The 12,811-nt window shown below is 63.2% G+C and carries 10 protein-coding genes; 7 read left to right on the plus strand and 3 right to left on the minus strand.

What is annotated here, in order from left to right; translation table 11 throughout:
• Positions 1-152: 152 nt before the first annotated feature.
• Positions 153-581 carry a DUF1622 domain-containing protein gene (locus tag IC235_RS13310; protein WP_191005678.1) on the plus strand — a complete coding sequence of 143 codons (429 nt, stop codon included), beginning with the start codon at positions 153-155 and terminating at the stop codon, positions 579-581.
• On the opposite strand, the gene kdsB is transcribed toward IC235_RS13310, so the two are convergent.
• Positions 578-1,327, minus strand: coding sequence for a 3-deoxy-manno-octulosonate cytidylyltransferase (gene kdsB, locus IC235_RS13315; RefSeq protein ID WP_191005679.1), 750 nt, complete (start codon positions 1,325-1,327; stop codon positions 578-580). The genes IC235_RS13310 and kdsB overlap by 4 nt on opposite strands.
• A gap of 276 nt (positions 1,328-1,603) precedes the next feature.
• Here kdsB and IC235_RS13320 point away from each other — a divergent pair, with 276 nt between their 5' ends.
• The 5 genes from IC235_RS13320 (at position 1,604) to IC235_RS13340 (ending at position 9,436) form a co-directional block, all read left to right on the plus strand.
• Complete coding sequence (locus IC235_RS13320; protein ID WP_191005680.1) at positions 1,604-2,461, plus strand: LysM peptidoglycan-binding domain-containing protein; 858 nt, start codon at positions 1,604-1,606, stop codon at positions 2,459-2,461.
• Between the two features lie 66 nt (positions 2,462-2,527).
• Positions 2,528-3,625 (plus strand): hypothetical protein, encoded by a 1,098-nt coding sequence (locus IC235_RS13325; RefSeq protein ID WP_191005681.1) that lies wholly within the window; start codon positions 2,528-2,530, stop codon positions 3,623-3,625.
• 40 nt (positions 3,626-3,665) lie between these two features.
• A complete protein-coding gene (locus IC235_RS13330; protein WP_191005682.1) occupies positions 3,666-4,418 on the plus strand; it encodes a TIGR02757 family protein in 753 nt (250 codons plus the stop codon).
• A 105-nt stretch (positions 4,419-4,523) separates the two neighbouring features.
• Entirely contained in the window at positions 4,524-6,968 is a 2,445-nt protein-coding gene (locus IC235_RS13335; protein ID WP_191005683.1) for an endonuclease MutS2, read from the plus strand.
• 647 nt (positions 6,969-7,615) lie between these two features.
• Positions 7,616-9,436: a right-handed parallel beta-helix repeat-containing protein gene (locus tag IC235_RS13340; protein ID WP_191005684.1), complete on the plus strand. Its 1,821-nt coding sequence runs from the start codon at positions 7,616-7,618 to the stop codon at positions 9,434-9,436.
• Positions 9,437-9,665: 229 nt separating this feature from the next.
• Here IC235_RS13340 and murB read toward each other — a convergent pair whose 3' ends face one another.
• Entirely contained in the window at positions 9,666-10,700 is a 1,035-nt protein-coding gene (murB, locus tag IC235_RS13345) for a UDP-N-acetylmuramate dehydrogenase (RefSeq protein WP_317173577.1), read from the minus strand.
• 68 nt (positions 10,701-10,768) lie between these two features.
• Here murB and IC235_RS13350 point away from each other — a divergent pair, with 68 nt between their 5' ends.
• Positions 10,769-11,314, plus strand: a complete 546-nt coding sequence (locus IC235_RS13350; protein ID WP_191005685.1) for an RNA 2'-phosphotransferase — start codon at positions 10,769-10,771, stop codon at positions 11,312-11,314.
• 33 nt (positions 11,315-11,347) lie between these two features.
• Here the strand turns inward: IC235_RS13350 and IC235_RS13355 are convergent, their stop codons facing one another.
• On the minus strand, positions 11,348-12,766 hold the full coding sequence (locus IC235_RS13355; protein WP_191005686.1) for a sugar MFS transporter: 1,419 nt from the start codon (positions 12,764-12,766) through the stop codon (positions 11,348-11,350).
• Between the last annotated feature and the right edge of the window lie 45 nt (positions 12,767-12,811).

The raw sequence follows: 12,811 nt of genomic DNA on the forward strand, positions 1-12,811 counted from the left end.
CGGCAGCGGGGGTGCCTAGGTGGTAGCGCGTTGCCACGTGCGCCACGCCAGTGAGTGGCGCTTACCAGTACCGGAGTACGAAGGCGGCTCCCGGTGGCAAAGCGCCGCTGATTCGTTCAGGTTTCTTCTCTTCTTAGTTTTTTAGCTCCGCCATGTTTTTCCTTGCCGCCCTGCCCGTAGCTGTCCGCGACCTTACTTCCGTGCATGGCCAAGCGGAAAGCACCGTGATTAGCGCGGTGCTCTGGCTGAAACTGGGTGTGGAAACCGTGGGCGCGATCATCATCGCCCTCGGAATTCTCAGCGCGGGCGGTTTACTGGTGAGGGCCCTGGCCAGGCGCCAGACGGCCGACTTCACGGCTATTCGTTTGGCGTTGGCGCGCTACCTGGCGCTGGCCCTGGAGTTCCAACTGGGGGCCGACATCCTTTCCACCGCCATCGCGCCCAGCTGGGAGCAGATTGGCAAGCTGGGCGCAATTGCCGTGATCCGCACCGGGCTCAATTACTTTCTCTCGCGGGAGATGCGCGAGGCGCGCTGCGAGGCCAGCCCCGAAAAAGCAGTAGTTGCGCGCCCCGACTCCTAGCTGGCCAGCCGGGCCCGGGCCTTGTCCACGTCTTCGGGCGTGTCGATGCCAAAGGCTTCCAGCTCGGTTTCGGCGCACTGAATCTGGTAGCCGGCTTCGAGCCAGCGCAGTTGCTCCAGGCTTTCGGCCGCTTCGAGGGACGACACCGGGAGCCGGGTGAGCTGCTCTAACACGCGGGGCCGGTACGCGTACAAGCCCAGGTGGCGCAGGTAGCGGTGCTGGGCCAGCCACTCCGCCGGGGCGTGCTGCCGCTGAAAGGGGAGGGGATGCCGGCTGAAATACAGGGCCTGCCCCCGTTGGTTGAGCACCACCTTGGGCAGGTGCGGGCTGAACAGCTCCTCGGCCGTTACCACCGGCTTCACCAGCGTAGCGATGTCGGGCGCCGTGGCTTCGTCGCCGAACAAGTCGGCCAGCGCGTTGATCTGAGCGGGGTGAATAAAGGGCTCGTCGCCCTGAATGTTAACGATGCAGTGCACGTCGGCCGGGCTGCCCAGCTGCTGAAACGCTTCCCAGAGGCGGTCGGTGCCGCTCGGGTGGTCGGGGCGGGTGAGCACGGCCTCGCCCCCGAACTCCTCGACGTGCCGCCGGATGCGCTCGTCGTCGGTGGCCACCACCACGCGGCTGAGCCGGGCCTGCCGGGCCTGCGCCACCACCCGCTGAATCATGCTCTGCCCGCCCAGGTCGACCAGGGGCTTGCCGGGCAGGCGGGTGGAAGCGTAACGGGCGGGAATGAGGCCAAGGACCATGGGTAAATCAGTAAGGAGGGGCAAAAAAATACCAGGATTCTACCCCAAAGAACGGACTTTAAAGCCCGCTGCGGCGAGCGAAGCCTGATTGCCCGCTGGTTTTTGCGTTATTTTGCCCTCGCTAACCACCGCCGATCCGCTGACCGGAGTGGTGTAGTCTTTGCAAGGTTGATTTATATGACTCTACTCGTTTCCCTTCTCACATTGCTGGCCCTTGGCAGGCCCGGTCCTGGGAAAAATAACCACCCGCACAGCGCCCCGACGGACTCTATTGGCGTGGAAATACGAGGTGGCCAGCGCTTTGTTAAGCACCGCGTCTCGGCGGGCGAAACGCTCACTGCTCTCACCCGCCGCTACCACGTAACCCTGGCCCAGATTACGGCGGCTAATCCACAGATCAAAAATGGCTTAGGGGTGGGACAGATAGTGTTCGTGCCCCGGTTCCCGGCCGGGAAACCCGCCGCTCCGGACAAAGCTTCGGCGACCACTAGCGCGGCGCCGGCCGCGGGGGCCGTGCCGGCTCGCTACACGGTTGCCAAGGGCGAAACGCTTTTGGGCATTGCCCGGCGGTTCCAGCTTACCCCCGACGAGCTGATTAAGCTCAATAAGCTGCCCGCCAGCGGCAGCGTTCGCGTGGGCCAGGAGCTCCTGTTAGCGGCGGCCAGCGAAAGCCCGGCCGCGGCGGCGCCCAAGCCCGCGCCGGCCCGCCCCATTGAGGTGGAGAAGGTTCCGGAAACGCCCGTGGCCAAAACGCCCCCGCCAGCGCCCGACAAACCCGCCCAAATTGCCACCGTGACGCCGGCCCCCGCCGCCGAAAAGGAGAACCGGGAAGAACGCGCTCCCAACCGCGCCAGTGAGGTGCTGTCCCGCGTCGTGGAAGCCGGCCTCGGAGCGCCCATCGAGAAAAGCGTCACCGACAAGTACCTGGCCCTGCACAAAACGGCCCCCGTCGGCACCATCATGCAAGTGAAAAACAGCATGAATGGCATGTCGGTATACGTGCGCGTGATTGGCAAGCTGCCCGACACCGGCGAGAACAACAACATTCTGGTGCGCCTCTCGCCGCGGGCGGTGCAGAAACTGGGCACGTCTGACGCCCGCTTCCGGGTCGAGACCAACTACATTCCGCAGTAACGCCAGCCGTTAAACTGTAGCTGGTCCGTGCAGTCTCATTGCTGAAACGTCAAAACTTGATGACCGATGAGAAAGCGCGAATTTGCGATGTGCCTGCTCGGAGCAGGGTTAACTGTCGGGCTCTGGGCCTGTGGCGAGTCGAAGCTGGCGGCGCCGGCGGAAGCGTACCAGTGCCAGACGGCTCCCCAGAACGCCACTTTCACTCAGAATGGATTGATCCGCACGTTCGACCCGGTCATTATTGAGCGGTTGGGGCAAGCCAACCTACCCGATGCCCAAGGAGCCCAGGGTCGCAATCAGGCGGCTTATTTTCACGTGCGTTTTCAAACGGGCATCTCGCCGCTGGCCGACTATGCGGTGGCCCGTGAAAACCTCACGGCATTGGACCAGGCCGTTCGGGCCACCGAGTACAGCTTCGCGCATCAGCGCCCCGCTGGCGACTTCACGTTGGTTATTCCGTCCAGCCTGGCCACGCAGCCCCCGCCCACGGCCGCCGATGTTACCAGCGGCGTGGCGTTTTTTCTGGCTTCGGCCGGCCCGGCCTTGCTGGCCTTTGACGAGTCGGACTGGTACCGGAATGCGGCGGCTACCGCTTCGTGCCGGGCGCGGGTTGCAGCGTTGCGCCCCGCCGTGCAGCGCGCCGCGGCCTGGCTGGTGCAGCAGCAAAGCACCCTGGCCGCCTACGATTCGCTGGCCCCCAACCGGCTGTACTTCGACGCCGTGGCCTACTACAGCCTCGGCCGCTACCTAAACGACGAGCCGACGCGGCAAGTGGGGCTGCGCTTCGCCCGTCAGGCCATCCGCGCCCAACACGGGCGCGGCTATTACCAGGAAGGTGGTGGCTACGACAGCAGCTACCAGGGCGTCGGGCTGGCCCTGGGCTTCCGGCTGCTTACCCTGCTGCCCGCGACGGAGCCCCTGCGGGCCGACTTGTGGAATTCGCTCTCGTGCGGTACCAACTGGCAGGCGTCACGGGTGCTGGCTTCGGGCGAGATTTCCACCCAAGGCAACACCCGCGTATATCCGGGCGGCGAAGCCTTTTTGGGAACCGAGAAGCAGGTGGCCTGGACCAGCACCATGCTGGCCTGTTGGGACATGTATTATTTCACGGGCCTCGACCAATACCGTGAACTTGCCACCCGCCTGATAGCTCATTACAGTTGATGTTGCGGTTTTCGCTCTACTCACTCCTTACCTTATTCCTTTGAACCACGCCCGGCTGCGCAAACTGCTTGATGCGCAATACGAGCGGTACAACCGCCCGGAGTTCATTCAGCACGACCCCATTCAGATTCCGCACCGCTTCACGCAAAAGCAGGACGTGGAAATAAGCGCGCTGTTTGCGGCGCTGCTGGCCTGGGGGCAGCGGCCCACCATCATCAGCAAGTGCAACGAGCTGCTGCGCCGCATGGACGACGCGCCCCATCAGTTCGTGACCCAGCACCAGGACGAGGACCTGAAGCGGCTCCTGGGCTTCTGCCACCGCACTTTCTGCGATACCGACCTGCTGTACTTCGTGCACTGGCTGCGCTGGTGGTACCAGGCCCACGACTCACTGGAGCCGGCCTTTCTGCGGGGGGCCACCCAGCGGGAGCGGCTCGAGGGGTTTCACACCCTGTTTTTCAGCCTGCCCGATGCGCCCCACCGCACCCGTAAGCACGTGGCCACGCCGGCCCGCGGCTCGGCCTGCAAGCGGGTGAACATGTACCTGCGCTGGCTGGTGCGCCGCGACCAGCACGGCGTCGATTTCGGCCTCTGGACCCGCCTGTCAATGGCCGAACTCATCATGCCCATCGACTTGCACGTGGAGCGCCAGGCCCGGCCGCTGGGCCTGCTCACCCGCAAGCTGGTGGACTGGTCCGCGGCCGAGGAGCTCACGGCCAACTTGCGCGAGCTCGACCCGCTGGACCCGGTGAAGTACGACTTTGCGCTGTTTGGGGCCGGGGTGAATAAATGAGGAAGCGCGCGGATTCGTCAGTGGGCCCGCGAATCTTCCCGCCCGGTCTGCTGTTTACCTTCGTATCCCATCTCTGAATTCTCCGCATCCCGAAAGACTACTTTCTTGCTGTTACCCCAAAACTTCGAACAAAAAATTGGCTTCACCACCTTGCGCGAGCAGCTCGAAGCCAACTGCCTGAGCGCCCTGGGCCGGCAGTATGTGGCCCGCATGGAGTTTCAAACCAAGCACGAGCCGCTGCTGAAATTGCTGCAGCAGGCCGACGAGTTTGCCTACCTGCTGCGTGCCGGGGCCGATTTTCCGGCCTCCCATTACCACGACCCCAAGGCCCACCTTAAGCGGGCGGCCCTCCCCGGCGCCTACCTCGACGTGGCCGCCTTTTTTGAGGTGAAGATGAGCTTGCGGACCATCCGCCAGGCCCTGACCTTCTTCAGTGAGGCCGACGCCGGCCTGTACCCCACGCTGCGCCTGCTGGGCATCGGCGTGCAGGTCGACCGCAACCTGCTGGCGGCCATGGACCGGGTAATCGACGATGATGGGCAGGTGCGCGACGATGCTTCGCCGCTGCTGCGCCAGATTCGGCAGGAGCTCATTGCGCGCCAGGGCCAGCTGCGCCGGCAGATTGCCGGCATCTTGCGCCACGCCAAAACCGAGGGCTGGATTCCCGGCGATGCCGAGCCCACCATCCGCGGTGGCCGCCTGGTGCTGCCGGTTATCGCCGAGCACAAGCGCCGGGTGAAGGGCCTGATTCACGACGAGTCGGCCTCCGGCCAGACGGTGTACATTGAGCCGGCCGAGATATTCGAGCTCAACAACGACATCAAGGACCTCGACAACGCCTACCAGCGCGAGCTGATTCGCATTCTGACAGTTCTCACCGACCAGCTACGGCCCCACATTCCGGACCTGCGCAAGGCGTATTCCTATCTGGGCCTGCTCGATTTTATCCGGGCTAAGGCCCGGCTGGCCGTGGCCCTGGATTGCCGCCTGCCGGTGCTGCACAACAAGCCGCTGCTGAAGTGGGCGCGCGTGCGGCATCCGCTGCTGCAGCTGGCCTTTGCCCAGCACAAGCGCGATAGTGGCGACGCCCGGGAAGTGGTGCCGCTCGACCTCGAGCTGAACCAGGATCAGCGGATTCTGATTATTTCGGGCCCCAATGCCGGGGGTAAATCCGTGGCGCTGAAAACTGTGGGCCTGGTGCAGTTTATGCTGCAGATGGGCCTGCTCATTCCCTGCGCCGACAATTCTGAAGCCGGCGTATTCGAAGACATCTTCCTGGACATCGGCGACGAGCAAAGCCTGGAAAACGACTTGAGCACCTATTCCTCGCACTTGCTGGCCATGAAGCAGTTTATGCTGCTGGCCGGCAAGAAAAGCCTGGTGCTGATCGACGAATTTGGCACCGGCACCGAGCCCAGCCTGGGCGGGGCCATTGCCGAGGCCGTGCTCGACCAGCTCAACCAGGCCCGCGTGTACGGTGTAATCACCACCCACTACACCAACCTGAAAAACTTTGCCGAGCGCACGCCCCACCTCGTGAACGGTGCCATGCGCTACGACCCCGAGCAGCTCCAGCCGCTCTACCGCCTCGAAGTGGGCAAGCCCGGCTCGTCGTTTGCCATTGAGATTGCCCGCAAGATTGGCCTGCCCCGCGACGTAGTGGAGCGCGCCACCCAGCTGGTGGGCAAAGACAAAATCCGCTACGACCGCCTGCTCGAAGGCCTCGAAAAGGAAAAGACCGAGCTGGAAGCCCGTACCGCCGAAGCCGCCAAGCAGGAGCGGCGCCTCAAGCGCGCCGCCCAGGAGTACCAGGACCTCAAGCAGCACCTCGAAGACACCCGCCTCGAAACCCTGCGCGCGGCCAAGCAGCAGGCCAAGGCGCTGCTGCAAAATACCAATCAGCAGATCGAAGCCACCATCGGTGAAATCCGGCGTGGCCAGGCCAATAAGGAAGTCAATAAGCAGGCCCGCGAAAAGCTCGACACCTTCGTGCGCACCGAGCTGCAAATTGAGCCGCCCAAGCCCAAGGCTTCGCGCGAGCGCGCCGAAGCCGGAGCGCTCCGGCCCGGCGATAAAGTGGCCCTGTTTGGCCAGGAAGGCCACGGCGAGGTGGTGAGCGTGAAGGGCAAGTCGGCCGAAGTGATGTTCGGGGGCTTGAAAACGCTGACCAAAATCAGCCAGCTCGAAAAGCTGGGCCGGGCCGAAATCCGCGAGCGGGAGCAGGCCGCCAAGGCCAAAGCCAGCAAGCTCAGCGGGGGTGGCGCCGGCGGGGGCACTGGCCTAAACCTCACCGACCGCATGGCCGGGTTCAGCCCTACGCTCGACCTGCGCGGCGAGCGGGCGGAAGATGCCCTGACCAAGGCCATGAGCTTCGTCGACGACGCGGTGATGCTGGGCATGCCGGAAATCAAGTTCCTGCACGGGCGGGGCAACGGGGTGCTGCGCCAAGTGGTACGCGACTACCTGCGCTCGCAACGGGCCGTGGCCAGCGTAGCCGACGAGCACGCCGACCGGGGCGGGGACGGCGTGACCATTGCCGTGCTAAAATAAGGCCGTCGCTGCGGGCTAGTCGGCAGGTGCCGGCTCGTCGCTGCGGGTTTCTTTAAGATGCTGTCGTAAGCTGCTTCCTATGGATTAAGTAAATTATTTGAAGCACACGGACGGACTTGTGCTCTGCGGAAGTGCTACGTCCGCGTGGCGCCGTTGGGTTATTCAAGCCGTAATACTGGTTGCAGCATCCCAGCTTCTGGCAGAGGCAGGGGCGGACCCCCACGATGGTATAGGATGGTATATCAAGCTGAATGTGCAAATGGTCCGGTTTCGCCGGTATTTGTTCAGCGGAACGTCTGCGCATCTGATTATTGGGGCCGGCGATGCACTGGGTTTCAGGGTGGTGGCGTGGGGTAGGGTCATTGGGCCCAGCCTGGTGCTGATACTTATTCTGCTACGCGAACGGTCATTCAAGGGGGCTACGGCTAGTGAAGCAATGCGCACCGCATCATGGGGTGGAAGAATAGTGAGAATCAACTCAATGATAATCTGGCTTTAAAAGCTGGATTCTACTCGGGCTCTTACTGCCGAGTTTAAAATTTGATTATCTTGCATGTAGCAAGCTATTTTATGTGATTAAGATTGATATAGTTGAATTTAATAAGTATAAAATTAAATATAGTATAATTTAACCAACCATTATTCTCGTGAAAAGCTATTCTTACGCCTCTTGTTGGGGGCTGTTGCTGGCCTTTGGTCTGGCCCTACCAGCTGCTGCCACTGATTATTACGTGTCGACGACGGGCAACGACTCCCATGCCGGTACCTCGGTGGGCAACGCCTGGCGCAACGCCAGCAAGGCCAATGCATTCACGTTTAGACCCGGTGACCGGCTGCTGTTTGAAGGCGGCAGGACCTTCGCCGGCCCCTTGCAGCTGACGGCCACCGATGGTGGCGTGGCCAGCAACCCCGTGGTGGTGGGCTCCTACGGCACGGGCCGCGCCACCATCGACGGCGGGGCGGGCACGGGGCTCATCATCACGGGCGCTACGGGCATCAGGGTCAATAACCTGAATTTTGTGGGGCTGGGTCGAAAAACGGGGAACCGGGGCGGCAGGGGCATAAATATCGGCACCTCGCTGGGGGTAACCGTCGACCAGGTGGAAACCAGCGGGTTTCAGGCCGCGGGGATATTTTTCTACAACAGCACCGACGTGCGGCTGACGAATGTGTATGCGCACGACAATGGTGGGGCCGGCATCTCCAGCTACCAGTCAAATAACTCCTATGTGGGATACTGCCGGGCCATCAGCAACCCCGGCGACCCCACCATTACCGACAACCAGAGCGGCAGCGGCATTGTGCTCTCGGGCACAAGAGCCACTATTGAGTACTGCGAAGCCGCCGATAACGGCTTCGACATGCAGCAGGTGAACAACAACGGCCCGGTGGGCATCTGGTGCTACGAAGCCGACCAGATAACCATTCAGTACTGCATCTCGCACAACAACAAGAGCCCCAAAGGCGACGGCGGGGGCTTCGACCTCGACGGGGGCATAACCAACTCGGTGGTGCAGTACAACTACGCCTACGAAAACAAGAACTACGGCTTCGCGGCCTGGGAATACGGCGCCTCCGCGAGGTGGACCGGCAATACGTTTCGCTATAACATCAGCATCAACAACTCCGGGCCGGGCCTGCTGCTGGGCAGCGGCGGCGGGCAAGGCGTCAACAACTGCGAGGTGTATAATAACTTGTTCTACAACGACTCGTACCCCGCCGTGGTCCAGTACGGCGGGGCCACCAACTTCAATTTCCGCAATAACATCTTCGTCGGGCCCAACTCCGCCAGCCTCGTGGCTACGGTGAGCGGCCTGACTTACCAGGCCAACGACTACTGGTTTACCAACGGCGGCTTCAACGTGGGCGGCTACGGCAGCCTGGCGGCCTGGGCCAACGCTACCGGCCAGGAAAAGGTCAACGGCGCGCTGGTGGGCCTGAACGCCGACCCCAGGCTCCGCGCCCCCGCCAACTACGAGCGCCTGACCGACCCCACGAGGCTGCCAAACCTCAGCGCCTTCCTGCTGCAAGCCGGCTCGCCGGTGGTTGACAAAGGCGTGAACCTGCAAACCGCCTTTGGCATCAACCCCGGTACCCGTGACTTCTACGGCCGGCCCATACCCGGCGGCAGTGGCTTCGACATCGGCCCACAGGAAGGAATTATGGTAAGCACCCCGCTCGCGGGCCAGGCCAGCAACCCCGTTGATGGGCTATCCGAGCTGCAAAGCTGGCCCAACCCCGCCCAGGATGAACTCACCGTGAGCTATCCCAGCCGCCGGGCGCAACGGCTGGCGCTGCGGGTATTTTCTCTGACCGGCCAGTTGGTACGCCAGCAGGAGCAACTCCTTCTGCCGGGGCCCAACCAGTTCACGCTGCGCACGGCTGGGCTCAGCCCCGGCTTGTACTTACTCCAAAGCAGCGACGGCGAGCGGGTGCAGGTACGGCGGGTCTGCGTGGCCCGGCCCTGAAGAGTCGGCCCCGGCCGGAGCTGCACCGGGCCCTCCATCAATCGGGGACCCATAGCGGTTCTCCAGTTGATGAAGGGCCCGAAAGCGAGGCAGCCAAGCGTTTAGTCATCGGGTTAAATTAAGGAGGTAAACAGATACAGAGGAAGCAAGGTGTAGTGAGGTGGGGATACATTCTCCACTTCACTATACCTTATCCACTGAAAATAAGCTTATCCCAAGCAACAGCCAGCTACAGAATGTTAACTTCCGGGTGCAGTTCAATTCCAAACTGCTGGCGCACGGAGCTGATTATTTCCTCGGCCAGCTGGCGCAGGTCGTGGCCGGTCGCGCCGCCGTGGTGCACCAGAACCAGCGCCTGGCGGTCGTGCACGCCGTGGGTGCCGGCGCCCGGGCCGCGGCGCAGCCCTTTCCAGCCCGCCCGCTCGATGAGCCAGGCGGCGGGCAGCTTCACGCCGCCCGGCACGGGGTAGCCGGGCAGCTCCGGATACTGGCTTCGCAGCTGGTCGAACTTAGCTTGGGACACCTCGGGATTTTTGAAGAATGAGCCCGCGTTGCCCACCTGGGCTGGGTCGGGCAGCTTGGAACGGCGGATGTGCACCACGGCCCGGCTCACGTCCTGGGGTGTGGGCTCGCCCGTGATGCCCAGCTCGGCCAAGGTTTCGGCGATGGCGCCGTAGCGCACGTTGGGGCGGGCCTGCCGATGGAGGCGCAACACCACGGCGGTGACGACGAACTGGTTTTTCAGGGTGTTCTTAAACACGCTTTCGCGGTAGCCAAAGCCGCACTCGGCCGCGGTGAACACGCGCAGCTCGCCGGTGCCGAGGGCAAGGGCTTCGAGGTGGTCGAAGGTATCGCGCAGCTCGGCGCCATACGCTCCGATGTTTTGCAGCGGCGCAGCCCCCACGGTGCCGGGAATAAGCGAGAGGTTTTCGATGCCGCTCAGGCCTTGGTCGAGGGCGTACTCCACCAGGCCGTGCCAGCTTTCGCCCGCGCCGGCCCGCACCAGCGCTGTAGCGTCGTCCTGCCCAATTATTTCCAGGCCGCGAATCTCGTTCTTAAGCACCACGCCGTCGAAATCCTGGGTGAACAGCAAGTTGGAGCCCCCGCCGAGAATGAGCTTGTCGGCCGCCTGCACCTCGGGCCGGCGCAGGAGCTGGCGCAGCTCGTCAGCCGAGGCGAAACGGGCGAAGTAACGGGCTCGCACGTCAAGGCCAAAAGTGTTGTAGGGACGAAGGGAAACGTGTTGTTCGAGGTCCGGCATCATGCCGTAAAGGTAGGAGCCAGGCGGTCAGTGCCGCCGCTCGAACCGTGGTTTGCCCCATCTTTGTACGCATGGATCTTAAGCAGAATACTCGCCTGAGCAAGTTTCTCAGCCTGCATCTGCGCCACACGCCCGAGGCCATCGGCCTTAGCCTGCAAGAGGGCGGCTGGGTAGGCGTCGACGAGCTGCTGGCCGCCTGCGCCGCCCACGGCGTGTCCATCAGCCGCTCGCAACTAACCGAGCTGGTGGTGGGCAACGACAAGCGGCGTTTCGCATTCGACGCCGTAGGCACGCGCATTCGCGCCCAGCAAGGCCACAGTGTCGAGGTCGACTTGCAGCTTACGCCCGCGGTGCCCCCGGCCGTGCTCTACCACGGCACGGCCCCGGCGGCCCTGCCCGCCATTCGGCGCGAGGGCCTGCAAAAAATGAACCGCCATCACGTGCACCTTTCCCCGGATGAGGAAACGGCCCGCCGCGTGGGGGCCCGGCGTGGCAAGCCGGTGATATTGGTAACCGACGCCCAAGCGCTGCACACCGCGGGCGTTGTTTTTTACGAATCGGGCAATGGTGTCTGGCTGGTCGATCAGGTGCCACCGCAGTACCTGCGGGAGCTGTAAGGAGCCGTGCCGGATCGGCAAACGTCCCCCCGGCTACCGTACGCGGTACCCCCGCAGGGCGTAGTACAGCAAGTACACATAGCAGAGCATGGGCACGACAAAGGCGACGTGCAGCCCGCCGCCATTAGTAGCCAGCCAGCCCATCAGCGGCGGAATAATGGCGCCGCCCACAATGGCCATAATCAGGTAAGACGACCCTTGCTTGGTGAACGGCCCCAGCCCGGTAATGGCCAGGGGGAAGATGACCGGCCACATAATCGAGTTCATCAAGCCGCAGAGCACGATCAGCCACAGGGCCGTCTCGCCGTGGCTCAGCAGCGAGGCCCCCACGAGGGTGGCCCCGGCCGCACACACTGCTACGAGTAGCGCCCGGTTGTGGAAGCGGAGTAACAGTGGAATCCCCACTAAGCGTCCCACCAAGGAGCCAAACCAGTACGACGACACCAGTACAGCCCCCACCGCCTTGGTGAAGCCCGCCGTCGTAACAATGGGGCTGGCTTCTTGCCCAAACAGGACCAGCGCATAGTTCGTGGCCACGTTTAGCCCCCGCACCAAGCTTTGGGTGAAGGCCGAGAGCTGCTGAATGCCCTGCGATTCGCCGTAACGAATGAGGAAGGAGCCCAGGCCGACTTCGACCCCGACGTACACGAAGATGGCCCCAACGCCGAGTACGAGGTGGGGAAAGGCCAGCGCGCTGGTCCGATGCGTGATTTTTAATTGCCCCTCCTCGTTCCATTCGGCTCCACGGCTGGCTTCTTCAGCTGGCATGCTTTCGATGTCGGGCAGCTTCACCAGAAAGAAAAATACGCCCGCCAGCACTACCAGAAATCCGGCCAGGCCCAGGTAGGGGCCTTTTACCAAATGCGATTCCTGGGCCAGCCGCTCGGCCAGGGGCAGCGCCGCCAGCCGGGCCTTTAACGCCACGGAGCCGCCGAAGAGCACCAGGCCACCCACCAGCGGCGAGAGGCTGCCGCCAAAGTTGTTGGCCACGCCCACGATGCTTACCCGCGCCGCCGCCCCGCGCGGTGCCCCCAGCACCGATACGTACGGATTGGCCGCGACCTGTAGTAGGGTAATGCCCGCCCCCAATACGGCCAGGGCCGTGAGGAATAGCCCGAAGGCCCGCGAATCGGCGGCGGGAATGAAGAGCAGCGCGCCGCCAGCCATGATCAGCAGGCCCACCACGATGCCGCGCTGGTAGCCCAGCTTCTTCAACACGAAGCCCGCCGGCAGCGACATCAAAAAATACGCCCCGAAAAAGGCAAACTGCACGGCCGTGGACTGGAAGTCGGTGAGCTGGCAGATGTCCTTGAGATAGGGCATGAGCACGTCGTTGAAGTTGGTGACGGCCCCGAACAGGAAGAACAGCGTGGTCATCAGCACCATGGGCCCAGCGTAGGAACGGGTGGGGGCGGCGGTGCTGGCAGGGGTGGTGAGGGGTGCGGTGGCCATGCGGGAGTTTTTGGGAAGCTAAAGGTAGAAAAAACCGGCACTCCA

Source organism: Hymenobacter montanus (assembly GCF_014699115.1).
Classification (GTDB): Bacteria; Bacteroidota; Bacteroidia; order Cytophagales; family Hymenobacteraceae; genus Hymenobacter; species Hymenobacter montanus.

Coding starts and splice junctions, on each gene's coding strand:
- IC235_RS13310 (WP_191005678.1), top strand. CDS start 153: ATGTTTTTCCTTGCCGCCCTGCCCGTAGCTGTCCGCGACCTTACTTCC.
- kdsB (WP_191005679.1), bottom strand. CDS start 1,327: ATGGTCCTTGGCCTCATTCCCGCCCGTTACGCTTCCACCCGCCTGCCC.
- IC235_RS13325 (WP_191005681.1), top strand. CDS start 2,528: ATGAGAAAGCGCGAATTTGCGATGTGCCTGCTCGGAGCAGGGTTAACT.
- murB (WP_317173577.1), bottom strand. CDS start 10,700: ATGATGCCGGACCTCGAACAACACGTTTCCCTTCGTCCCTACAACACT.
- IC235_RS13350 (WP_191005685.1), top strand. CDS start 10,769: ATGGATCTTAAGCAGAATACTCGCCTGAGCAAGTTTCTCAGCCTGCAT.
- IC235_RS13355 (WP_191005686.1), bottom strand. CDS start 12,766: ATGGCCACCGCACCCCTCACCACCCCTGCCAGCACCGCCGCCCCCACC.